The organism is Pantoea sp. SGAir0418 (assembly GCF_043529865.1).
On the sequence record NZ_CP027911.1, the window covers coordinates 2659474 to 2683208 of the forward strand.

Annotated in this window: 22 protein-coding genes; 10 read left to right on the plus strand and 12 right to left on the minus strand. The window is 57.1% G+C overall.

Annotation, left to right across the window (positions count from 1 at the left end; genetic code table 11):
- Positions 1 to 44 precede the first annotated feature (44 nt).
- Both gsiA and C1N84_RS12385 read right to left on the minus strand, forming a co-directional pair.
- On the minus strand, positions 45 to 1901 hold the full coding sequence (gene gsiA / locus C1N84_RS12380; protein WP_104092748.1) for a glutathione ABC transporter ATP-binding protein GsiA: 1857 nt from the start codon (positions 1899 to 1901) through the stop codon (positions 45 to 47).
- 9 nt (positions 1902 to 1910) lie between these two features.
- Positions 1911 to 2870: an isoaspartyl peptidase/L-asparaginase family protein gene (locus C1N84_RS12385; RefSeq protein ID WP_058769516.1), complete on the minus strand. Its 960-nt coding sequence runs from the start codon at positions 2868 to 2870 to the stop codon at positions 1911 to 1913.
- A 283-nt stretch (positions 2871 to 3153) separates the two neighbouring features.
- On the opposite strand from C1N84_RS12385, the gene C1N84_RS12390 reads away from it, so the two are divergent.
- From C1N84_RS12390 to moeB, 4 genes are all read left to right on the plus strand, one after another.
- The gene (locus C1N84_RS12390) at positions 3154 to 3804 is read left to right on the plus strand and encodes an RNase A-like domain-containing protein (RefSeq protein WP_264441478.1); all 651 of its coding nucleotides are present in this window, start codon (positions 3154 to 3156) and stop codon (positions 3802 to 3804) included.
- The gene (locus C1N84_RS12395) at positions 3804 to 4109 is read left to right on the plus strand and encodes a contact-dependent growth inhibition system immunity protein (protein ID WP_021508405.1); all 306 of its coding nucleotides are present in this window, start codon (positions 3804 to 3806) and stop codon (positions 4107 to 4109) included. The genes C1N84_RS12390 and C1N84_RS12395 overlap by 1 nt, the downstream gene beginning before the upstream one ends.
- Positions 4110 to 4278: 169 nt before the next feature.
- Entirely contained in the window at positions 4279 to 5514 is a 1236-nt protein-coding gene (gene moeA / locus C1N84_RS12400; protein WP_276557000.1) for a molybdopterin molybdotransferase MoeA, read from the plus strand.
- A complete protein-coding gene (moeB, locus tag C1N84_RS12405; RefSeq protein WP_058775343.1) occupies positions 5514 to 6275 on the plus strand; it encodes a molybdopterin-synthase adenylyltransferase MoeB in 762 nt (253 codons plus the stop codon). The genes moeA and moeB overlap by 1 nt, the downstream gene beginning before the upstream one ends.
- 100 nt (positions 6276 to 6375) lie before the next feature.
- Here the strand turns inward: moeB and C1N84_RS12410 are convergent, their stop codons facing one another.
- The 8 genes from C1N84_RS12410 to mntR all read right to left on the minus strand — a co-directional run bounded on the left by C1N84_RS12410 (position 6376) and on the right by mntR (position 16775).
- The gene (locus C1N84_RS12410; RefSeq protein WP_031279866.1) at positions 6376 to 7968 is read right to left on the minus strand and encodes an ABC-F family ATPase; all 1593 of its coding nucleotides are present in this window, start codon (positions 7966 to 7968) and stop codon (positions 6376 to 6378) included.
- Positions 7969 to 8226: 258 nt separating this feature from the next.
- A complete protein-coding gene (locus C1N84_RS12415) occupies positions 8227 to 8628 on the minus strand; it encodes an H-NS family histone-like protein (RefSeq protein ID WP_021508409.1) in 402 nt (133 codons plus the stop codon).
- Positions 8629 to 9057: 429 nt separating this feature from the next.
- The gene (locus tag C1N84_RS12420; RefSeq protein WP_264441480.1) at positions 9058 to 10536 is read right to left on the minus strand and encodes a sugar porter family MFS transporter; all 1479 of its coding nucleotides are present in this window, start codon (positions 10534 to 10536) and stop codon (positions 9058 to 9060) included.
- 243 nt (positions 10537 to 10779) lie between these two features.
- The gene (locus C1N84_RS12425) at positions 10780 to 12309 is read right to left on the minus strand and encodes an efflux transporter outer membrane subunit (RefSeq protein ID WP_264441481.1); all 1530 of its coding nucleotides are present in this window, start codon (positions 12307 to 12309) and stop codon (positions 10780 to 10782) included.
- A gap of 1 nt (position 12310) precedes the next feature.
- A complete protein-coding gene (locus C1N84_RS12430; RefSeq protein WP_058775341.1) occupies positions 12311 to 13879 on the minus strand; it encodes a DHA2 family efflux MFS transporter permease subunit in 1569 nt (522 codons plus the stop codon).
- A complete protein-coding gene (locus C1N84_RS12435) occupies positions 13876 to 15003 on the minus strand; it encodes an HlyD family secretion protein (RefSeq protein ID WP_021508413.1) in 1128 nt (375 codons plus the stop codon). The genes C1N84_RS12430 and C1N84_RS12435 overlap by 4 nt, the downstream gene beginning before the upstream one ends.
- A 182-nt stretch (positions 15004 to 15185) precedes the next feature.
- On the minus strand, positions 15186 to 16295 hold the full coding sequence (locus tag C1N84_RS12440; protein ID WP_058757804.1) for an SLC13 family permease: 1110 nt from the start codon (positions 16293 to 16295) through the stop codon (positions 15186 to 15188).
- A 21-nt stretch (positions 16296 to 16316) separates the two neighbouring features.
- Positions 16317 to 16775 carry a manganese-binding transcriptional regulator MntR gene (gene mntR, locus C1N84_RS12445; protein WP_021508415.1) on the minus strand — a complete coding sequence of 153 codons (459 nt, stop codon included), beginning with the start codon at positions 16773 to 16775 and terminating at the stop codon, positions 16317 to 16319.
- Between the two features lie 264 nt (positions 16776 to 17039).
- On the opposite strand from mntR, the gene C1N84_RS12450 reads away from it, so the two are divergent.
- Positions 17040 to 17234, plus strand: coding sequence for a hypothetical protein (locus tag C1N84_RS12450; protein ID WP_021508417.1), 195 nt, complete (start codon positions 17040 to 17042; stop codon positions 17232 to 17234).
- 145 nt (positions 17235 to 17379) lie between these two features.
- Here C1N84_RS12450 and ompX read toward each other — a convergent pair whose 3' ends face one another.
- A complete protein-coding gene (gene ompX, locus C1N84_RS12455) occupies positions 17380 to 17892 on the minus strand; it encodes an outer membrane protein OmpX (protein ID WP_031279869.1) in 513 nt (170 codons plus the stop codon).
- 502 nt (positions 17893 to 18394) lie between these two features.
- Here ompX and rhtA point away from each other — a divergent pair.
- The 5 genes from rhtA to glnQ all read left to right on the plus strand — a co-directional run bounded on the left by rhtA (position 18395) and on the right by glnQ (position 22624).
- Positions 18395 to 19303: a threonine/homoserine exporter RhtA gene (gene rhtA, locus C1N84_RS12460; RefSeq protein ID WP_031279870.1), complete on the plus strand. Its 909-nt coding sequence runs from the start codon at positions 18395 to 18397 to the stop codon at positions 19301 to 19303.
- A gap of 294 nt (positions 19304 to 19597) precedes the next feature.
- On the plus strand, positions 19598 to 20101 hold the full coding sequence (gene dps / locus C1N84_RS12465) for a DNA starvation/stationary phase protection protein Dps (RefSeq protein ID WP_021508421.1): 504 nt from the start codon (positions 19598 to 19600) through the stop codon (positions 20099 to 20101).
- 311 nt (positions 20102 to 20412) lie between these two features.
- Positions 20413 to 21159 carry a glutamine ABC transporter substrate-binding protein GlnH gene (gene glnH, locus C1N84_RS12470; RefSeq protein WP_021508422.1) on the plus strand — a complete coding sequence of 249 codons (747 nt, stop codon included), beginning with the start codon at positions 20413 to 20415 and terminating at the stop codon, positions 21157 to 21159.
- Between the two features lie 86 nt (positions 21160 to 21245).
- Entirely contained in the window at positions 21246 to 21905 is a 660-nt protein-coding gene (glnP, locus tag C1N84_RS12475) for a glutamine ABC transporter permease GlnP (RefSeq protein ID WP_021508423.1), read from the plus strand.
- Complete coding sequence (gene glnQ, locus C1N84_RS12480; RefSeq protein WP_021508424.1) at positions 21902 to 22624, plus strand: glutamine ABC transporter ATP-binding protein GlnQ; 723 nt, start codon at positions 21902 to 21904, stop codon at positions 22622 to 22624. Before glnP ends, glnQ begins: the two co-directional genes overlap by 4 nt.
- A gap of 66 nt (positions 22625 to 22690) precedes the next feature.
- Here glnQ and rlmF read toward each other — a convergent pair whose 3' ends face one another.
- Entirely contained in the window at positions 22691 to 23617 is a 927-nt protein-coding gene (gene rlmF, locus C1N84_RS12485) for a 23S rRNA (adenine(1618)-N(6))-methyltransferase RlmF (RefSeq protein ID WP_127833848.1), read from the minus strand.
- Positions 23618 to 23735: the final 118 nt, after the last annotated feature.

Genomic DNA, 23735 nt, shown 5'->3' on the forward strand with positions numbered 1-23735 from the left:
CCCTGTCTTGCGCGCCCTGCACAGAGAGCGCGGTTGGTTGCTGCTCAGGCGCCGCTAATGGCATGGCGGGCGACAAAATGGCCCGGCGCCACTTCCAGTAACGGTGCCACTTCCGGCTCATCACCCAGCGGGCGAATCGGGCTGGGGATCTCATCGACCATCAGCGCCCGCTCGCGATGCCGATGCGCCGGATCGGCCACCGGCACCGCGGCCATCAGTTTTTTGGTATAAGGATGGCGCGGCTGTTCGAATACCGCCTGACGCGGTCCCATCTCCACAATCTGCCCGAGATACATCACCGCAACGCGATGGCTGATGCGCTCCACCACCGCCATGTCGTGCGAAATAAACAGGAAGGCGATGCCAAATTCACGCTGTAAATCCAGCATCAGATTGATGATCTGCGCCTGAATCGACACATCCAGCGCGGAGACGGACTCGTCGGCGATCACCACTTTAGGATTGAGCGCCAGCGCGCGTGCGATGCAGATACGCTGGCGCTGACCGCCAGAAAACTCGTGCGGGTAGCGCTGCGCGTGTTCGGGCAGCAGACCGACGCGTTCCAGAAGCCAGGCGACGCGTTTCTCTGCCTGCGCGCGCCCCATGCTGCGGTGCACCAGCAGCGGCTCCATAATTGAAAAGCCGACGGTAAGGCGGGGATCGAGCGACGCATACGGATCCTGAAAGATAAACTGAATATCTCGGCGCAGCGTGGCCAGCGCCCTGCCCTGCAGTGCATCAATGCGCTGGCCGTCAAAGGTGATGCTGCCGCCCTGGCTGGCGACCAGCCGCAGCAGCGAGCGTCCGGTGGTAGATTTGCCGCAGCCGGACTCGCCCACCAGCGCGAGGGTTTCGCCTGCATAAAGATCGAAACTGACTTTTTCCACCGCGTGGACGCGACGCTTCACCCGATTGAGCAGCCCGCCGCGAATATCAAAGCGCGTAACCAGATCGCGCACCTGTAAAATCGGCGGACGATCGTGACGCACGGTATCCTGCGGCGTGCTGGCCTCTTCGCGGCCGTTGGTATGCAGCAGCGGAAACTTCGCCGGCAGCGGCTGGCCGCTCATCGCCCCGAGCTTTGGCACGGCCGCCAGCAGCGCGCGGGTATACGGCTGCTGCGGCGCATCGAACAGCTGCTGCACCGGCGCGCGCTCAACCACATCGCCGCGATACATCACCTGCACGCGATCGGCCATCTCCGCCACCACGCCCATATCATGCGTAATAAAGATGACGCCCATCTGCATCTCTTTTTGCAGCACGCGAATCAGCTGCAGAATCTGCGCCTGGATGGTGACATCCAGCGCGGTGGTCGGCTCATCGGCAATCAGCAGCGCCGGCTTGCACGACAGCGCCATGGCGATCATCACGCGCTGGCGCATACCGCCAGAGAGCTGATGCGGATAGCGCGACAGCACATTGTGCGCTTCCGGAATGCGCACCAGATCCAGCATGCGTCGCGCTTCGGCCTGCGCCTGCTGGTGACTTTTCCCCTGATGCAAACGAATAGATTCGGCGATCTGTTCACCGACGGTGAACACCGGGTTGAGCGACGTCATCGGCTCCTGAAAGATCATCGCCATGTCCGCACCGCGCACCCGGCGCATCTGGCTGGCGGACGCCCGCATCACATCCAGCACCTCGCCGTTGCGCCGCCGCAGCAGGATTTCACCGCTGACCGCGCCGCCGGCCTGTGCAATCAGACGCATCAGCGCCAGCGACGTCACCGATTTGCCCGAGCCCGATTCGCCCACCAGCGCCAGCGTTTCTCCGCGGTGCAGATCGAGTGAAAGCTGCCGCACGGCGTCCGTCACGCGCCCTTCATGCTCAAAGCGCACGCAGAGATCGCGTACCGCCAGCACCTGCTGCGGCGCAAACTGCTGCTGTAGATCCGTCATGCCTGCTCCTTAGCTGTCGCGGTAAATCGCCACCTCAACTTCGCCGCCCACATAAGCGAATCCGCGGTACATGCCTTCGCTGTTAAACGGCAGCGCCACGTTGCCGTGGGCATCAACGGCAATCAGCCCGCCGCTACCCTCCAGCTCCTGCACTTTGTCATGAATCACGCTGGCGGTGGCCTGTTGCAGCGAACGACCGCCATATTCCATCTGCGCTGAGACATCGTAAGCCGCCAGCGTACGAATAAACACTTCGCCGGTACCGGTACAGGAGACCGCCACGGTGGCGTTGTTGGCATAGCAGCCGGCGCCCGCCAGCGGTGAATCGCCGACGCGGCCCGCCTGCTTGTTGGTCATGCCGCCGGTGGAGGTGGCGGCCGCCAGATTACCCTGCAAATCGAGCGCCACCGCGCCCACGGTGCCAAATTTGCGATCCGGGTCCAGCGGATCGCTCCCCTGCGCCGCGCCATCATGATCCAGCAGCATTTGTTCGCTGCCCAGCGCGCGCTGCAGCTGCTCCCAGCGTTCTGGCGTCGAGAAGAAATCAGGCTCGACTGGCGTCAGCCCCTGTTGCGCGGCAAAGGCTTCCGCCCCGCTGCCAATAAAGAGCACATGCGGACTGGCTTCCAGCACTTTACGCGCGGCAAGAATCGGATTGCGGATACGGCTGACGCCAGCGACGGCGCCGATATCCAGCGTACGGCCATCCATCAGGCTGGCATCCAGTTCATGGGTGCCCTGATGGGTGAACACGGCACCTCTGCCGGCATTGAACAGCGGGCACTCTTCCAGCAGCCGCACCGCTTCGGTCACGGCATCCAGCGCACTACCGCCGCTGGCCAGAATCTGCTGGCCGGCGCTGACAATCGCGGCCAGCTGCTGACGATAGTGCTGCTCTTTTTCGGCGCTCATTGCCGCACGCGTAATCGCGCCGGCGCCGCCGTGAATTGCGATAACTGCTTTAGCCATAACCGTTACCCTGTCAAGGAATCAGAGCCAAAAACACTGATTTAGAATGGTTTTCATCTTTTTTTGGCAATTTTCGACTATAGAAAGCCCCTCCCTGCTTGTAAAGCGGAAAGTGTATCAGCGGTCATAACCTTTTAATGTGGATTATGCTTTTTTGTGAATTAAGGGAGAGAACTCACCAGCTTTAATATTATGGCTGGCGCGCTTACGTCTGGCACCGGCAAGGCAGTGAACAACCTATTTCCCCTTACTTTCTGTGTGCCTTCAGTGCCGGTTAAAAATCGTGCTGACTAAAGCTGGCTGCGTCTTTGTCGGCACTCACAGTCTCGACATGCTTCAGGCCAGCCTGCGCCAGGTATGGACTAGCAGACAGGTCGCTACCGACACGTTTAATTCGGCCGTGGCACTCGCAGAATCGCTCGGCGCTGACCATCAGACCGCCATGAATGTCGGCCTGACGGTAGATATCGCCATTCCGATGGCATTTGCCTTTGCAGCCGGAGCAGAGCGCGTCATCGCGGTGCGTGCCGGGCGGGTCAAAATCGCCGAGCATGAGTCGCTCTCAGGGCGAGCACCCGGTGGGCACACGATTGAGCGACATATCGGCAAAACGCCGGATGAGCTGCGGGAGAGGCTTCGTAACCGGCCTCGTCTCGATGAGGCCAGTAGCTTTAAGTCTCTGAGCGAGGCGGAAGCACTGATCAGTAAGGTGCTGGCAGATAATAAGCATCAAATTCAGATGTGGGTGAAAAATATCCCTCCAGGCTTACAAGCCCGTATGCGCCTGAATCGGCGTTTTTCACATCCGGTTGGTATAGTCGTGAGTAAAGGGCGTGAAGAGGTTGAGACCTGCTACGCCGTTCGCGTCATACTGGATTTTAAGCCCTACAACGGCAAACCTTACTTTATCATTACCGCTTTCCCGGAGTTATGATGGACCGTATCAGTATCAGTGAACTGGATAATTTTATTGGCATCTGGTTTGGGCAGGATTATGACCTGTTTGAACCGGGTGATGAGATCGAGCCCAAAATCGAGGCGTATATCAGAGAAGCGCATAAAGGAAACCTGCACGCCATGCTGGCAGACATCGAGCTGTTTCTGGCAGAGTGCGATGACGTCGAATCTGATTTCCGCGACCGCTATAAAAGAGAGTTTGTTCCGGCCAACTGGGATACCACTGCGGGCGCGTTTCTGTCACTGGTGCATAAGAAAGTATCTGCCGCACTCACATCATAACGTCAGCACCGTTGTTAACATGACTATCACTTTCAGTCTGAACAAAGCATGTTCGTCGGCGGATTCGTCACCGCGCACTAATTTCCATTCCCTTTGATCTCGCATGTGACTCAGCCGACAACAGCCACCATAATAGGCAGCATTCGCCTTTAACCCGACAGAGATGGACATGGAACCTTTTACCGCCGGACTGATTTCCCTTGAAGACGCGCAGCAGAAAATGCTGCAGCAGCTGCAACCGATTAGCGATTGCCTGAGTGTCGCGCTGGCCGATGCCGCCGGGCGCATTACCGCGAAGCCGGTGATTTCGCCGCTGGACGTGCCGCCGTTCGATAACTCTGCGATGGACGGCTACGCGCTGCGCCTGAGCGACCTGTCCGCTGACCGCGTGTTGCCGGTAGCGGGCAAAGCGTTTGCCGGTGCCCCGTTTAATGGCGAGTGGCCAGCCGGCAGCGTGATTCGCATCATGACCGGCGCACCAGTCCCCGCCGGCTGCGACGCCGTGGTGATGCAGGAGCAAACCGAATCGCGTGACGGCGGCATTGTCATCACCGCGCCAGTGCGTGCCGGGCAAAATATTCGCCGCATCGGGGAAGATATTCAGGCCGGTAAGCAGGTACTGGATGCCGGCGTGCGGCTCGGTGCCGCAGAGCTGCCGCTGCTGGCGTCGCTGGGTATTGCGGAGGTCAGCGTGCTGCGTAAGCTGCGCGTGGCCATTTTCTCCACCGGTGACGAACTGCAGGCGGTCGGCCAGCCGCTGGCCGAGGGCCAGATTTATGACACCAACCGCTTCACCGTGGCGCTGATGCTGCGCAAACTTGGCTGCGAGGTGATCGACCTTGGCGTGATCGCTGACAATCCTGCGAAGCTGCGCCAGGCCTTCAGCGAAGCCGATCGCCAGGCCGATGTGGTGATCAGCACCGGCGGTGTGTCAGTGGGCGAGGCGGATTTCACCAAAGCGATGCTCGAAGAGCTGGGCGCGATTACCTTCTGGAAACTGGCGATCAAACCCGGCAAGCCGTTTGCCTTTGGCCGTCTGGCCAACAGCTGGTTCTGCGGGTTGCCTGGCAATCCGGTGTCGGCGGCCGTGACCTTCTATCAGCTGGTGCAGCCGCTGCTGGCCACGCTGACCGGCCAGACCACGCGCATCATGCCGCTGCGCCAGCGCGCGCGCGCAACGCAGCGTCTGAAGAAAGCGCCGGGCCGACTCGATTTTCAGCGCGGCATCCTCAGTCGCGGCGATGATGGCGTACTGGAAGTGCGCAGCACCGGTGCGCAGGGCTCGCACGTGTTCAGTTCCTTTGCGCTGGCCGACTGCTTTATTGTGCTGGAGCGCGATCGCGGTGACGTTGAGCCGGGCGAATGGGTTGATGTCGAGGCCTTCAACAGCCTGCTGGAGGGCTAATGCACACAGAGCTGAGCGATGAAGAGATGCTGCGCTACAACCGGCAGATTGTGCTGCGCGGCTTCGATTTCGACGGCCAGGAACGGCTAAAAGCCTCACGGGTGCTTATCGTTGGCCTGGGCGGACTGGGCTGTGCCGCCGCGCCCTATCTTGCCGCCGCCGGCGTCGGTCATCTGACGCTGCTGGATTTCGATCGCGTCAGCCTGAGTAATCTGCAGCGCCAGATTCTGCACAGCGATGCGCGCATCGGCATGGCAAAAGTCGCCTCGGCCCGTCAGCAGCTGGCGGCGCTCAATCCGCACTGCACGCTGGAGCCGATCGATGCGCAGCTGGATGAAGCCGCGCTCGGCGAACTGATTGCGCGTCACGATGCGGTGCTGGACTGCAGCGACAATGTCACCACGCGCGAACAGGTGAACCGCGGATGTTTTCAGCATCGGGTGCCGCTGATCTCCGGCGCCGCCATTCGTATGGAAGGCCAGCTCAGCGTATTTACCTGGCAGCCCGGCGAGCCCTGCTATCGCTGCATCAGCCGCCTGTTCGGCGAGCAGACGCTGAGCTGTGTCGAAGCCGGCGTAATGGCTCCGCTTGTCGGCGTGGTAGGTGCGATGCAGGCGATGGAAACGCTGAAGGTGCTGAGCGCCTTTGGCCAGCCGGCCAGCGCGCGACTGCTGATGTACGATGCGATGAGCGCCGAGTTTCGCAGCCTGAAAGTGGCGCAGGATGCGCAGTGTGAAGTGTGTGGCCAGCGTGAGGAATAACGTCAGGGCGTGACATAAGCGTCAGGTATTGCTGAGCGGCGCAATTTATCAGGCGATAAGTTGCGCCGCTGATGAGGGCGGCTGCTAAACGGCTACGCCGTTAGACGATGCCCTGGCTGCGCAGGTAATCTTCGTAGTTGCCGGTGAAGTCAACGATGCGATCGCCTTTCATCTCGATGACGCGCGTCGCCAGCGAGCTGACGAACTCACGGTCGTGCGAGACGAAAATCAGCGTGCCTTCGTACATCTCCAGCGCCATGTTCAGTGACTCGATCGACTCCATATCCAGGTGGTTGGTCGGTTCGTCCATCACCAGGATGTTTGGCTTCTGCATCATCAGCTTGCCAAACAGCATGCGGCCCTTCTCACCACCGGACAGCACTTTTGCTGGCTTCTTGATGTCGTCGTGGCTGAACAGCAGACGACCAAGAATACTGCGCACCGCCTGCTCGTCGTCGCCTTCCTGCTTCCACTGGCTCATCCAGTCGAACACGCTCAGGTCGTCAGCAAAATCTTCGGCGTGATCCTGCGCGTAGTAACCAATGCGCGCATTCTCCGACCATTTCACCGTGCCGCTATCCGGCTGCAGTTCGCCAACCAGTGTTTTCAGCAGCGTGGATTTACCAATACCGTTGGCGCCGAGGATGGCAAGTTTCTCACCCACTTCCAGCAGCAGGTTAAGATTTTTAAACAGCGGACCGTTATCAAATCCTTTGGTCAGCGCTTCCACTTCCAGCGCATTACGGAACAGCTTTTTATCCTGCTCGAAACGAATATACGGGTTCTGACGGCTGGAGGCTTTTACCTCATCCAGTTTGATTTTATCAATCTGCTTCGCGCGCGAAGTGGCCTGACGCGATTTTGAGGCGTTGGCGCTAAAGCGGCTAACGAAGGATTGCAAATCGGCAATTTGCGCTTTTTTCTTGGCGTTATCCGCTAATAAACGCTCGCGCGCCTGGGTCGCCGCCGTCATATATTCGTCATAATTGCCGGGATAAACGCGCAGCTCACCGTAATCCAGATCCGCCATGTGCGTACACACCATATTCAGGAAGTGACGGTCATGGGAAATGATGATCATGGTACTGTCGCGTTCGTTCAGCACCTGCTCCAGCCAGCGAATGGTGTCAATATCCAGGTTGTTGGTCGGTTCGTCGAGTAACAAAATATCCGGGTTAGCAAATAAGGCCTGCGCCAGCAGCACACGCAATTTCCAGCCAGGGGCAATTTCACTCATCGGACCGTAATGCTGCTCCACCGGAATGCCCACGCCGAGTAATAATTCTCCGGCGCGTGATTCGGCACTGTAACCGTCCATTTCACCGTAGGCGACCTCAAGGTCGGCGACTTTATAGCCTTCCTCTTCGCTCATTTCCGGCAATGCATATATGCGATCGCGCTCCTGCTTCACCGCCCACAATTCCTGGTGACCCATAATCACGGTATCCAGCACGCTATATTGCTCGAAAGCAAACTGATCCTGGCGAAGCTTACCGATGCGCTCATTGGGGTCGAGGGAAACATTTCCGTTAGTCGGAACCAGGTCGCCGCCCAGTATTTTCATGAAGGTCGATTTACCGCTGCCGTTCGCACCGATTAAACCGTAACGATTACCGCCGCCAAATTTAACGGAGATATTCTCAAACAGTGGCTTACTGCCGAACTGCATAGTGATATTGCTGGAAACTAACACGGCATTGACCTTTGTTACGCAGTGGAGGAAAAAACAGCGGGCATTATGCCAGAAGCGGCCTGGATGAGCCACCTCTGCACCCGGATACGCAGAGGCAAGGCGGAGAACACCTTGTTGCCAGAGGTAAAATAATTGCGACCGTGCCGGACAGGTTATCCACGGCGCGGGAAATGACCCGCCGCCCGTACCCGGAGCGAGGCCAATAAAAAAGCCGGAGACGCTGACGCCTCCGGCTCCCGCTTACAAGGATTGTGCAGATTATTTGATCAGGAAGCTGTCGAGGCTTTTACCTGCATCCAGCGCTTTTTTAATCGCAGCTGGGGTACGGCCCTGACCGGTCCATGATTTCTCTTCACCGTTTTCGTCGGTGTAAGAATATTTCGCCGGACGCGGCGCACGCTTGGCGCGTTTTTTACCGGTTTCCAGTGCACCCAGTAATTCGTTCGGGTCGATACCGTCTGCCAGCAGCATTTCACGGTATTTAGACAGCTTCTCTTCTTTTTCGCGGTTCTGCGCTTCTTCCGCTTCAACTTCGTCGCGGCGCTCAGTCACCACGACGGTTAATTTTTCCAGAATTTCTTCCAGATCGCTCAGTGGCAGTTCACGAGCCTGTGCACGTAATGTGCGAATGTTGTTCAGAACTTTAAATGCGTCACTCATCACAATGTCCTTGCTTAAGGGGGTTAAATAAACTGTAGTGGCAAGATTACCCAATTCAAATAAAAAAATAAATTAATTTTGCAGACCGGATTAATCCGAATGGATTAGCATATTCCTGGCAGGCGCGTTTAAACCCAATGTGCGGCGTGAATTAACGGTGAATTAACATCAGCGGTTCAGTACCACCGGCTGGAACTGGAATCGATTTCATTGCTTATTCACGCGTAGGAAACAAGCGTTTAGCGCTTATTGTGCGCTGAGGCAGTAGTCAGCATAAAGGTAAAAAAACATTAATAGTGTAAGTAAAATCCGTTTTTAACGCGGATGGCATTAGCGTCACAGATGCGAGCAATATCTCATTTTGCCATTAAATAAATAAAAAAAGGCCGGTTGTTCACCGGCCATCATGCAAAAATCGTATGTCTGTGGTTATCCGCTTTTCTTCACTGCCGGTCGCAATAGCTGGGGCACCGACGCATCAGACAGCCGGTCGTGCAAATAATGTTCAATCTGCTCCAGCGAACGATGGCGTGTTTCCGGTACCCAGCGAATAACAAAAATCGCGCCGCCTATGCCAATCAGCGCGAAAATAAAGAACGCGCCGGATAAGCCAACCGACGCCAGCAGAACCGGGAACAGCAGAGAAATAAGAAAATTGGCGATCCACAACGCAAATACCGCGCCGCCCATAAAAATACCGCGTAACCGTGTGGGGAAAATTTCTGACAGCAGCAGCCAGGTGACCGGTGATAACGCGCCCTGCTGGAAACTCAGAAACATCAGCATACCCAGCAGCACCATATAACTGCGCAAGATATCCGGCTGACCGTTAACTGTTTCCGGCATCAGGTAACTGACGGTGCCAATAAACACCAGACAGGCGGTACAACCAAACTGACCTATCATCGTCATGGTGCGGCGACCGATGCGCCCCAGCAGCCAGATCCCCACAAAGGTCATTAATACCGATACCGCGCCATTGGCAATGGTGGCAAACAGCGCAGCGTCATTGCTCATCCCCACCGCTTTCAGCATGGTCGGCGCGTAGTACATGATGGTATTCACGCCGGTCAGTTGCTGGATGGCGGCAATACCGATACCGATCAGAAACAGTTTGATCAGCCATGGCTGGCGCAGTTCCCGCAGACGCGGACGCTGCTGTTGCTCGTCCGATAGCGTCTCTTCGATCTCCATCATCTCCCACTCAACGTCTTCGCGCGCGCGGGTGCGTTCCAGAACCTTGCGCGCCTCAGCGAGACGGCCTTTCATGGCATACCAGCGCGGCGTGTCCGGCATAAACATCATCCCGAACCACAGCAGCACCGCCGGTAGCGTGGCGACCGCCAGCATCCAGCGCCAGGTCGTGTCGCCCCCCCAGGCCGCGTTGAAGCCGGCGTTCGACATATAGGCCAGCATCTGGCCGGAAACGATCATCAGCTCCTGCATGGTCACCAGCTGACCCCGTTTGTTGGCCGGTGCCATTTCGGCGATATACACCGGTACGGTGGCGGACGCACCACCCACGGCCACGCCAAGGACCAGGCGGAAGAAAATCATCCAGCTGACATCGGGTGCCAGTGCTGTACCCAGCGCGCCGAGTGCAAAAATAATCGCCAGTACCAGAATAATTTTTCTCCGCCCGACCGCGGCGGCAAAGTGACCGGAAGCCAGTGCGCCAAACGCCGCGCCAAACAGCAGACTGCTGGTCACCAGCCCGGTGGTAAATGGGGTGAGATGCAGATCGTCGCCCATGAATAACAGTGCGCCGGAGATCACGCCGGTGTCGTAGCCAAACAGCAAACCACCGAGGGTGGCAATCAGCGCAATGACTTTCACAAAAGGCTCGGTGCGCGTGCTGCTGTTTGGCCCTGATGCCGGATTAGGCGTCATCCAGGTTTCGCGGGACATAACCAACTCCTTTCCTGAGATAAGAAGCCTTAAAATAGATTATTTCCACCACAATGAATAAATATGAAATTTAAATTTTGCGCCACGGGTCATTCTCTTTGCCTTTAATTGAGATAACGATCACACAACCTGATTCAGGGCGCAGAGAAGGCAGTGCAAATTTTGCACAACAAACAGAAGGGAGAATATTTATTTCACGGAAGGCGCTGACCGCACGCCGTGGATGCGGTCAGCGATGTCAGATTAATTGACTGCGGTGGCCGGACCAAAAACGTCATAGTCCGGCAGCGTCACCTGCTGATACGGCTCCCAGCCGCCACCCAGCGCTTTATACAGCGCTACCAGGTCCAGCGCGCTTTGCATGCGCGCCTGGGTGAATTGCGCCTGCGACTGTGCCAGCTGACGCTGAGCATCCAGCACCTCAAGGAAGGTAGAGATGCCCTGTTTGTAACTGTCACTGGCGAGGTCAAAGGCGCGCTGCAGTGCGCCAGTGGTCTCATCCAGCGCAGTAACCTGTTGCTGATCGGCGCGGTAGCTGACCAGCGCATTTTCCACATCCTGCAGCGCCGTCAATACCGTCTGGCGATAATCGAGCGCCGCACTCGCCTGCTGCGCGCGCGCCAGTTTCACGCTGGAAACCAGACGTCCGCCCTGAAAAATCGGGATCGACAGCGCCGGGCCGACGCTGAAGAAGTGGCTGCTCCAGTCGTCAAGGTAGCTGGCATCGGTGTTACGCACGCCCAGCTGCCCGGTGAGCGACAGGCTGGGGAACAGGTTCGCGACCGATACGCCGATATTGGCGGTCTGCGCATGCAGATTCGCTTCGGCCTGGCGGATATCCGGGCGACGGCGCGCCAGCGTCGATGGAATGCCCACCGCCACCAGCTTCGGCAACGCCGGCAGCGCTTTGCTGCTCATCAGTTCGTTATCCAGCGCGCCCGGCGTTTTGCCCAGCAGCACTGCCAGCCCGTTCATCGCCTGACGTTCCTGGGCCTGATACTGTGGCAGCTGCGCGTTGAGGGAGGCCAGCTGCGCACGGGCATTCTCAACGTCGGTGAGTGGCGCCAGACCGTTACGCTGCTGGCTCTGCGTCAGCTCCCAGGTTTGCTGCGCCACGTTAATCTGCTGTTGCAGCGTTGCCAGCACCGCCTGCGCGCCGCGCAGCTGCAGATACGCGCGCGCGACCTCGGCTTCCAGCGACACCAGCGCATCGTTACGCTGCTCAATCGCCGCCTGCTGCTGCGCGTCCGCCATCTCCATCTGGCGTCGTACTTTGCCCCATAAATCCAGTTCCCAGCTGGCGTCAAAGCTGCCCTGATACAGCGTGACCGAATGGGTCAGACCGTTGAGCTGATCCGCCACGTCATCATCCACCTGATCGTACACCCCGTTGGATTTCAGCATGCCTTTCAGGCCGAGCTGCTGACGCGTCACTTTGGCGGAACCGTTAAGCGACGGGAACAGCCCGCCACGTGCCTGCGCCAGCTGTTCGCGCGCACCGGCGATGCGCAGCACCGACTGTTGCAGCGTCAGGTTGCCGGCGATGGCGCGCTCAATCAGGCTATCGAGCTGCGGGTCGTTAAAGCTTTTCCACCACGAGGGATTGGTCGCGGACGCCAGCGGTTTTGAGGCTTCCTGAGAGGGCAAATCACGGTAGCTACCGGGCGTGTGCGCCTGCGGCGGCTGATAATCGGGCCCGACGGCACAACCCGCCAGCAGCATGGACAGCGCCAGCAGCGTCAGCGACGGCGTAACGCGCGAAGAGGTGATCATGTTAATGTGCTCCTGCACTGCCTTCGCTCTTGATCGGCGAAAGCAACCAACAAAAAGGAATCAATAGCACGGCGACAATGCTCAGGCCCATGAACACGTCGATGTAAGCCAGAATACGCGCCTGGGCAATCATCTCCTGATAGAGCTGACCGCTGGCCAGCGTCAGCGGATCGCCCACCGCACTGGTAAAGTCACGAATCGCCTGCGCCCAGTGCTGCAGCGTGAGGTTGAACTGCTCATTGAGCGGCGACATGTTGTGCACCATGTGGGCCGATCGCACCTGTTCACGTTCGGTGATGCCAGCAGTGGCCAGCGAAATGCCGATCGAACCGGCCACGTTACGGAACATGGTGAACAGCGCGGAAGCATCCGCATTCAGGCGCTGCGGGACGGTGATAAAGGCAATGGTGGTGAGCGGCACAAACAGGAAGCCGAGGCCAATCGACTGCGCGCTGCGCATCAGCACCAGCGTGGTGAAATCCACGTTGGGCGTCAGGGTGCTGGAATAGAAGAAGGCCAGCGCCAGACAGGTAAAGCCAAAGGCGATGATGTAGCGCGTCTGCACAATCGGCATCAGCTTCAGCACCAGCGGGATGGTAAGCACGATCAGGACCGCGCCGGGCGACAGCACCAGCCCGGACCAGGTGGCGGTATAACCGAGATCCTGCTGCGCCAGCTGCGGTAACACCACCGAGCTGCCATAAAGAATCATCGCCATGCCCGCCATCAGCAGACCGGCCACCCAGAAGTTACGATCCTTCATCACCGTGATATCCACCACCGGCTTGCGTGCATACAGCAGCCAGTAAACCGCACCGACGATGCCGACGGCCGCCAGCATGGCAAACAGGCGAATGAAGTGTGAAGCGAACCAGTCTTCGTCTTCACCGCGATCGAGAAACACCTGCAAACAGCCGAGACCCAGGGTAATCAGGCTGATGCCGATATAGTCGATTTTCAGCCGGCCCTTCTCCCACTTGCGCTCCCACGGCGGATCTTCCAGCAGCTGATAGATCGCCAGCACCGTGAGGATCCCCACCGGAATATTGATAAAGAACACCCAGCGCCAGCTGTAGTTATCAGTGATCCAGCCACCGAGCGTCGGGCCAATGACCGGCGCGACGATAATGGCAATCGATGACAGGCCAAAAGCCTTGCCGCGATCTTCCGGCTTGAAGTAATCCAGCAGCACCGACTGCTGCACCGGTTGCAGCCCGCCGCCGAAGAAGCCCTGCAGCACGCGGAACAGAATGATTTGCCACAGCTCGGTGGCAATGCCGCACAGGAAGGAGCAGATAGTAAACATCACGATGCAGATCAGGAAGAACTGCTTGCGCCCAAACAGGCGGCTGAAAAAGGCCGATATCGGCAACACAATGCCGTTGGCAACCAGATAGGAGGTCAGTACCCAGGTGGATTCATCGTAGCTGGATGACAGCGACCCGGCGATGTGCGGCAGCGCGACGTTAACGATGGTGGTGTCCAGAATTTCCATGAACACCGCCAGCGTTACCGTGATGGCAACCAGCCAGGGATTGCTGGCCGGACGCCAGCTTTCGCTCGCACTCATTCCACCGTCACCTTCGGTTCAACCGACAGGCCAAGCGGCAGCGGATGATTCGGGTCGAGTCCTTTATCAATCACAATTTTCACCGGCACGCGTTGCACAATCTTCACGTAGTTACCGGTGGCGTTCTCGGCCGGGAAGGTAGAAAAGCGCGAGCCGGAGCCCATCTGCACGCTGTCGACGTGCCCTTCCAGCTTCATGTCCGGCCAGGCATCAACGCCAATCTCCACTTTATCGCCCGGATTCATGCGTGCCAGCTGCGACTCTTTGAAGTTGGCGGTGATCCAGATATCCGGCGATACCAGCGAAAACAGCGCGCTGCCGGCCTGTACCAGCGTACCGGGCTGCACGTTGCGTTTGGTGACGAAACCGTCATAAGGCGCGCGGACTTCGGTGTAAGAGAGGTTAAGCTCGGCAGTGTTGAGCTGAGCCCGGGCTTGCTCGACCTGCTGCTGCCGCGCTTCGACATTGGTTTCCTGCTGGCGAATCTGCAACTGCACCTGCGAGGCCACTTCGACCTGCGCTTTGGCGCTTTGCAGCTGCGCTTCAGCCGAGCGTAACTGCGCAGCGGCGGTATCGATATTGCGCTGCGAGGTCGCGCGCGGGTCAACCCCGCGCTGACGACGGTAATCCGCCTGCGCATTGAGTAAATTGGCCTGCGCCCGCGCCTGGTCGGCCAGCGCCTGATCGCGCTGCGCCGGATATTGCACCCGTGCCAGCGCCAGCTGCGCCTGCGCCTGATGCAGCTGCGCCTGCGCCAGACCGAGCTGTGCTTTGGCCTGATCGCGCTGTGCGGCGTTGTCACGCGGATCGATCAGCACCAGCAGATCGCCCTTCTTCACCCGCTGGTTATCTTTTACCAGCAGCTGCACCACGTAGCCCGACGCTTTGGGCGCGATGGTCACGGCATCGCCTTCGGTGAACGCATCGTCGGTGGTTTCAATGTTGCGCGTGCTAAACCAGAACCAGAATCCCACCAGCAGCATAATCACCACCACAATCGCCAGAATGATCAGCGGCTTTTTGCCGGGGCGTTTACGGGGTGATTGCTCGTTATCCTGACTGGAATCTGACGTGTTGTTGTCTTTTTGCTCATCGGCGGATGGCGGATTGTGGTTTTCACTCATAATTTGTCATCACTGGCTGGTAATCCCGATCCCCGGGCGAAACGGTCAACTTAACCTTAGATGGGAAATTGACAAATGCCAGTGTAACTTTACATAAGCTAACATCCGACGCATTTTCTGCCACATCACTTAACGCGCTGATAAATCAGCGCGTCTTGCAAAGGCGGACAGGTTGGTCAGGGTTAGCGCAGCAGCTGTAACAACAGCCAGCCGCACAGCATCGACCAGGCCAGCATCGGCAGGGAAAACAGATGGAAACGCCACCAAACTTTGGCGTCCTGTGCCATGCGCAGCGCAATCAGGTTGGCCAGCGATCCCGGCAGCAGGCCAAAGCCGCCGATATTCACCGCCCAGGCCAGCACTTCGGAAGGCGGGACTTTTTGTAACAGCAGAATAGTGGCCGGCACGTTGCTGATCACCTGCGACAGGCCAATCGCCAGCAAATAGATACCGCCCTCGCCCAGCTGACCGATGGCGGCAAAATGCGGCTGCAGAACTGGCAGGTGCATCAGTAAAAAGACATCAATGAACATCGCCACGAACACCAGCAGCAGGCTCCAGTCGATGGTCGCCAGCACCTGTCGCGCCATCAGCAGAAAACAGCCTGCCACCAGCAGCAGCGCCCAGCCGGTGAGTTTCAGCTCCAGCGCGACGATAAACACCACGTACAGCAGGACGCTGACGATAAACAGCGGTTTCTGCCACTGCTGGTTGCCCGGTGCATCATGCTTCTCAATGCTGCGCGCCGGGAAGCTAAACCACGTCAGCACCACCAGCGTCAGCATCAGCATCGCCGCCAGCGGCGCCATCTGACCGATAAAACCGGCCACGCTGAGCGTGCCGTGGCTCCACAGCAGGATATTTTGCGGGTTGCCGACCGGCGTCAGCAACGAGCCGGCGTTGACCGCCAGCGCTTCAAAGATGATCAGCCGGGAGATGGGCAGGCGCGAGAACTTGCGCAGCGTCAGCGTGAGCGGCACCAGGATAAACAGCGCCACATCATTGGTCAGGAAGGTCGAGAGCAGCGCCGCAGCGCACACCATAAATAGCGCCAGCGTGCGTTCGTGCTGGAAGCCCTGCGCCAGCCGCGCGCCGAGCACATCAAAATAGCCGCTGTTTTCCAGCCCTTTCGTCAGCATCAGCAAACCGGTGAGCGTCATGATGGTATGCCAGTCAACGGCGGCGGGCAGCTGCGGCCAGCGGTAATCCGCCAGCGGCAACAGAATCACGCCCAACAGCAACAGTAAATGCAAAACGCGGTCACGCATTAAGGAACGAAGCACGATGGGCATGATGGCAGAAGGCCTTGTAGGTTAGCGATTCTCGTAAAATTTCTGGAACACGGCGAGGGTTTCATCACTGACGTGATGCTCGAGCCCTTCGGAATCCCGGCGGGCGGTTTCCGGGCTGACGCCTAGCGCCAGCAGAAAGGTTTCAACGATGTGATGGCGCACGCGACTGGCTTCAGCCAGCTTCTCGCCTTCCGGGGTGAGGAACACGCCGCGATACGGCACCTGCTCAACCAGACCGGTGGTACTGAGACGCTTCAGCATTTTGGCCACGGTCGGCTGCGAAACGCCCAGGCGTGCCGCCATGTCGACCTGGCGCGCCTCGCCAAATTCACGAATTAAATCAGAGATTAACTCAACGTAATCATCAATCAGCTCACGGCGATGCGCTTCGCGTACCTGGCGAAATCCTTCGACATGCTCCTCAATATCTTTCAGCGGCCCCTGGGGCATGTGGGTGGCGCTTTTCGCACGACGACTCATTCAGCTTCCTCTTTATTATCTGCCGCACTTTACCTGCGGTGCAGGCTGGCTGCGCTCATTGTAAACCAGGCACAAATAAGCACAAATTTTTCCTGAATAGTGTTGGCTAAAGAGTATAGCCAGTGCTATCTTTGTACATGTTGTAAGCGAATAGCCTACAAAGGAGGCAACGATGAACGAACCCTGGCTGTTGCTGCTCCTTTTCCTGCTGTTTATTGCAGGGCTGTGCTTACTGTTGAGTTACCCGTTTTCCAGGAGGTAAAGATGAGCACGATGAAAAGCTGCCTCGACTGCGGCAAATGCTTCCAGACCGTACAAAGCAAACCGGCTTTTGAGCTCAAGTCGCTGTTGTGTCTGTTTAGCCGCTCGCCTTTTGCCCTGCGCCTGATGCTGCTTGAGAAACTGACCGGCAAAAAAATCGCCGCGCAGCCCTGCCCGAATCTAATCTGGCGCGGCTGAGTTTCCTCAGGGCTTTCCAGACTGACCCGCTGCCTGCAGCGGGTTTTATTTTTCCTGCGAAAAACGCCCTTCACGGCAGTGTTTTCAGGCATAAAAAAACGGCCCGCAAAGGGCCGTTTCTGTGCAACTCTGGTCTAAGCAAAACTTAGAAGCTGTAACCTACGCCAGCAATCCAGGTGCCCACGTCGACGTTACGGATGCGGCTCTGCTCGTAGCCCACGTCCAGAGCAACGTTCTGGATTGGGTTGAACTGCATACCTGCGCCGTAAGAGAAGCCTACGTCGCTGCTGTCGGTTTTAGACTGACCGGCAGTCTGGTTCTGCTGGTATTTGCCGTAGCCGATACCTACTACGCCGTAGATGCTGGCCCAGTCGTTCAGACGGTAAGCCGGACCACCGGTGATGCCGTAGTACTGACCTTTGTTGTACACGCCATCTTCAGTGCGATCTTTTTCGGTGTAGGTGAAAGAACCGATCCAACCCAGTGGGTTAGAACCGTCTTCGTAGCGGTATTTCAGGTTGAAGCCGTTAGCTTTGTTAGCAACGCCCTGATAGTCGCTCTGCGCGTAGCCGGCAGAAACGGTGCTCTGTGCCATGGCGGAACCAGCGGAAACTGCCAGTACACAAGCCAGTGCTGAAAGACATGCAATTTTTTTCATAACCACCTCAAATGTGAATATACTTCTCTCCTGACAACGCTAAAAATATAACAAAACTTAGCAAGAAACTCTGCCCGCATTTTGTTGTCTAACAGATTGTTTGGTGTAACAGAAAGTTAATGAACTTTCGTATGTCATTCATTTTTCTTATAAAAAGCATCATCTTTCTGCAATAATCCTGCGCACAGAAAATTATCGGTTTAAGTAAATTCCTAAACTAACCTGACATTTCTTTACGGAAATGGCCCTGAATATGGCGTTTTTTCAGCCAGTCGCTGGTGCATTTTTTCCACCGTCGCGCTTTATTCGCCGAAATTTCGCCCGAAAAGAGGTGTGAATGAGGCGTCACTGACGCCAGATGATGCGAGGCGGCCGCGCCCGATAAAAAAGCGGCGACAGAAACCCCGCATCATTGCCTCAGCCGCCTCCTTATTTCCCGCCGATTGCTTTACACTGGCTGCCCGTTGCCTGGTTATTCATCATCACAGGAATTGATCACAGGATGTCTGCACCTCTTTCCCACCCCAAACTGGCGCCGGTAGTGCTGCCGGTTGCCGTATTATTGATCGCCATGCTGTCGCTGCAGGGCGGCGCATCGCTGGCGAAATCGCTATTTCCCACCGTAGGTGCGCCTGGCATTACCGCGCTGCGTCTGGGACTGGGCACGCTCATCCTGTGCGCGATTTTCAAACCCTGGCGCCTGCGCTTCAGTGCAAAGCAGCGCAAACCGCTGCTGATGTATGGACTGGCGCTGGGCTGCATGAATTACCTGTTCTATCTCTCGATCCGCACCGTGCCGCTGGGCGTAGCGGTGGGGCTGGAGTTTCTCGGCCCGCTGACGCTGGCGCTGGCCGGCGCACGCCGTCCGCTGGATTTTCTCTGGGTGCTGCTGGCAGTAACCGGCCTGTGGTTCCTGCTGCCGATTGGTCATGGCCTGAGCCATATCGATCCCACCGGCGCGCTGCTGGCCGTGGGTGCCGGTGCCTGCTGGGCGGTCTATATTCTGGCGGGCCAGCGGGCAGGCGCCGAACACGGCCCGGCCACGGTGGCAATGGGCTCGCTGATCGCCTCAGTGATTTTTGTGCCGCTCGGTCTGACCTTTGCCGCGCCCGGTATCTGGCAGTGGGAAATTCTGCCGCTGGCGTTGCTCATCGCCCTGCTCTCCAGCGCCATTCCTTACTCGCTGGAAATGATGGCGCTGACGCGTCTGCCGGCGCGCATTTTCGGTACGCTGATGAGTCTGGAACCGGCGATGGCGGCGCTCTCCGGCATGTTGTTCCTCGGCGAGCTGCTGACGCTGCAGCAATGGCTGGCGCTGCTGGCGATTATCGCGGCGTCTGCCGGCTCGACGCTCACCATGAAACAGAAAGCGGCACATATAAATGAAGTGGATATCAACACGCCGCAATAAGCCGTACAGGTCAGCCGGTTATTTAACCGGCTGTATATAGACACATTCTCATTATCATTTCTTAAATAGCCGCACGGTAAGCTGTTATTATTTTGCAACATGATAGAAAAATAATTAACACATGAAGTAACATATTGATTTTAATGTGTTTTAATAAAGCCGTTATTTTCACGGCTTAACATTAAGCTTTAGCTATTCCTGTCATTGATTTAATCAATCCTGCAGAGTGAAAAACTGCTGCTATACTTATTCCCGTGCTTGATTAGGACAACCATCAATAAGAGGACATTAATGATGAGTACCGCAAAACTGGTTAAAACAAAATCTTCCGATCTGATTTATACCCGCAATGACGTGGCTGATAGCGAGAAGAAAGCTACCATCGAGGTGCTCAACCGTCTGGTCGTGGAATTTATTGACCTGTCGCTGATCACCAAGCAGGCGCACTGGAACATGCGTGGCGCGAATTTCATTGGCGTACATGAAATGCTGGATGGCTTCCGTACCGCGATTACCGATCACCAGGACACCATTGCAGAACGTGTGGTACAGCTGGGCGGCGTTGCGCTGGGCACCACGCAGGTGGTTAACGACAAGTCTCCGCTGAAAAGCTATCCGCTGAATATTCACAGCGTACAGGATCACCTGAAAGCGCTGGCCGATCGTTACGCCGTCGTCGCTAACGATACGCGTAAAGCCATCAGTGAAGTGAAAGACGAAGATACGGCCGATATCTTTACTGCCGCATCACGTGACCTTGATAAGTTCCTGTGGTTTATCGAATCAAATATCGAGTAATGCTCAAACAGGCGGGTTATCCCGCCTTTTTTATGCCTGCTACCCGCCCGGCTTTTTTGACGCCGTTAACAATTCCTTAATCCTTTCTTTCCCTTATTATCACTCTGATGCACACTGTGCCTGCACCACCACAGCACAATGCACCATTTTGGTGATTCATTCTGGTGCAAACTTTTCCCGGCGTGCAGAATCGTGTCAGCCTGCCCCGGCAATCTGTTGATTTCCGCGTTTGAGAAAAGTTGGCATAATTTTTTCATATGATGAGCCGTACATCAGGCCACCAGGCCTGACGGGTAATAAGGAAAAAAATGATGAAGTCGTTGATTAAAGTCTCCGTGGCCGCGCTGGCGCTGGCCTTCTCGCTTTCCTCCACTGCAGCAGACAAAAAACTGGTGGTCGCTACCGACACCGCCTTCGTTCCGTTTGAATTTAAACAGGGCGACAAGTACGTCGGCTTTGATATCGACCTGTGGGACGCTATCGCTAAACAGCTGAAGCTGGATTACACCCTGAAGCCGATGGATTTCAGCGGCATCATTCCGGCGCTGCAAACCAAAAACGTTGACCTGGCGCTGGCCGGCATCACCATTACCGAAGAGCGTAAAAAAGCTATCGAATTCTCTGACGGCTACTACAAAAGCGGCCTGCTGGTGATGGTGCGTAACAACGAAAACGACATCAAAGGCATCGACGATCTGAACGGTAAAGTGGTGGCAGTGAAAAGCGGCACCGGTTCGGTAGATTACGCCAAAGCGCACATCAAAACTAAAGACCTGCGCCAGTTCCCGAACATCGATAACGCGTACATGGAGTTAGGCACTAACCGTGCTGACGCCGTGCTGCACGACACGCCAAACATCCTGTACTTCATCCACACCGCTGGCAAAGGCCGTTTCAAAGCCGTCGGTGACTCCATCGAAGCGCAGCAGTATGGCATCGCTTTCCCGAAAGGCAGCGACGACCTGCGTGAGAAAGTGAATGGCGCGCTGAAAACCCTGCACGACAACGGTACCTACAACACTATCTATAAAAAATGGTTCGGCAGCGAACCTAAATAATTCAGGCCTGACGCCTTTTTATCAGCAGGGAGCTTTGTTCTCCCTGCTTTTTACATTTCCACTGCAACAGATTCTGGAGTCACACCATGGAGTTTGACTGGAGCGTCATCTGGCCCGCCTTACCGATCCTGATCGAAGGCGCCAAAATGACCCTGCTTATCTCGATTCTCGGCCTGATTGGCGGCCTGGTTATCGGCCTGGTGGCCGGTTTCGCCCGCGCCTACGGCGGCTGGATCACCAACAACATCGCGTTAGTGTTCATTGAACTGATTCGCGGCACGCCGATCGTGGTGCAGGTGATGTTCATCTACTTCGCCCTGCCGATGGCCTTCCCGGACCTGCGCATCGACCCGTTCACCGCCGCCGTCGTGACCATCATGATCAACTCCGGTGCCTACATTGCGGAGATCACCCGCGGTGCGGTGCTGTCGATCAACAAAGGCTTCCGTGAAGCCGGTCTGGCGCTTGGCCTGTCGCGCCGCGAAACGCTGCGCTACGTGATCATGCCGCTGGCGCTGCGCCGCATGCTGCCGCCGCTGGGTAACCAGTGGATCGTCAGCATCAAAGACACCTCGCTGTTCATCGTGATTGGCGTGGCGGAACTGACCCGTCAGGGCCAGGAGATCATCGCCGGTAACTTCCGCGCGCTGGAGATCTGGAGTGCCGTTGCCATCATTTACCTGGTTATTACGCTGGTGTTGAGCTTTGTGCTGCGCCGTATTGAGAAAAGGGTGAAAATTCTGTGATTGAATTTAAAAACGTCTCGAAAAACTTCGGCCAGACTCAGGTACTGCACGACATCAACCTGAAAATTAATCAGGGTGAAGTGGTGGTAATCATCGGGCCGTCCGGCTCCGGTAAATCTACCCTGCTACGCTGCATCAACAAGCTGGAAGAGATCAGCAGCGGCGAACTGATTGTCGATGGCATGAAAGTTAACGATCCGAAAGTGGATGAACGCCTGATCCGTCAGGAAGCCGGTATGGTGTTCCAGCAGTTCCATCTGTTCCCGCAGATGAGCGCGCTGGACAACGTAGCCTTTGGACCGATCCGCGTGCGCGGGGCGAAGAAAGACGCCGCACACAAACTGGCGCGTGAGCTGCTGGGCAAGGTCGGCCTCGCCGAGCGTGCGCACCACTTCCCTTCTGAGCTGTCCGGCGGCCAGCAGCAGCGCGTGGCGATTGCCCGTGCGCTGGCGGTGAAGCCGAAGATGATGCTGTTCGATGAGCCAACCTCGGCACTCGATCCCGAGCTGCGTCACGAAGTGCTGAAAGTGATGCAGGATCTGGCGGAAGAAGGCATGACCATGGTGATCGTGACCCATGAAGTGGGCTTCGCACAGAAAGTGGCGTCGCGCCTGATCTTTATCGACAAAGGTACCATCGCGGAAGATGGCAATCCGGACGATCTGATCACTAATCCGCCGAGCGACCGTCTGCGTGAGTTCCTGCAGCACGTCTCTTAATACGGCGTAAAAACAACAAAGCCGCTGCGGATCCCCGTAGCGGCTTTTTTTTTACCTGAGCAGCGCTTAGCGTGCCAGCCGCTGCGCGCGCGTGGCGGGCGGTAAAAATGTCCAGGCGATAAAGCGGCTCTGCTTCTGGCCCTGCGCCATGTCGACGATGCGTACCTGATAAGCGTCGTGCGCCTTCAGCCGGTCGCGCAGTTCAGGCAGATGCTCTTTGCGCGACACCAGCGAGGTAAACCAGACGATGCGATCGCCTAATGCGACGCTTTCATCGATCATCCGGCCGATAAACGCACGCTCACCGCCGTCGCACCACAGCTCGTTATGCTGACCGCCGAAATTAAGCGGCGCCTGCCTGCTCAGGCCGAGATTGCGCACTTTACGCTGACTGCCGGCCGCCGCATCGGCCGCCGAGGCGTGGAACGGCGGATTACACAGTACCGCGTGATAGCGTTCGTTCTTGTGCACCACGCCAGCAAAAATCGCGCTCTCCTGCTTCTGACGGCGCAGGCGAATGGCGCGCTGCAGGCCGGGATTGCTGGCCACAATCTGACTGGCGGCGTTAACGGCGTCCGCGCTGATGTCGGTGCCGGTAAAGCGCCAGCCATACTCCGCGTGACCGATCAGCGGGTAGATGCAGTTGGCGCCGCAGCCAATATCCATCACGTCGAGATCGCGCGGCAGCACGCCACCGTTATCGCTGGCCAGCAGATCCGCCAGCGCATGGATATAGTCAGCGCGGCCTGGTACCGGCGGCGTCAGATAGCCTTCCGGCAGCTGCCAGTTCAGGTTATAAAACAGTTTCAGCAGCGCCTGATTCAGCAGCAGTACCGCGTGCGGATCGGCGAAATCAACCGACAACTCACCGTAACCGTTGGGGCGCACTTTGTCTGCCAGCGGCGGATGCGCGGCAGTCAGGGCAGCAAAATCATAACGGCCCTGATGGCGGTTACGCGGATGAAAGAGCGCGGTAGCGGCAGGCTTGTTCATAGATTCTCCGGACATTAATGCGCGCGTAAGATACGCTGGATGACGGCAGCGCACAATCCGCCAGGAAAATTTAGTGCAACGAATTTAAATCTACTCTCCCTAAAACTGCATCCGCAAT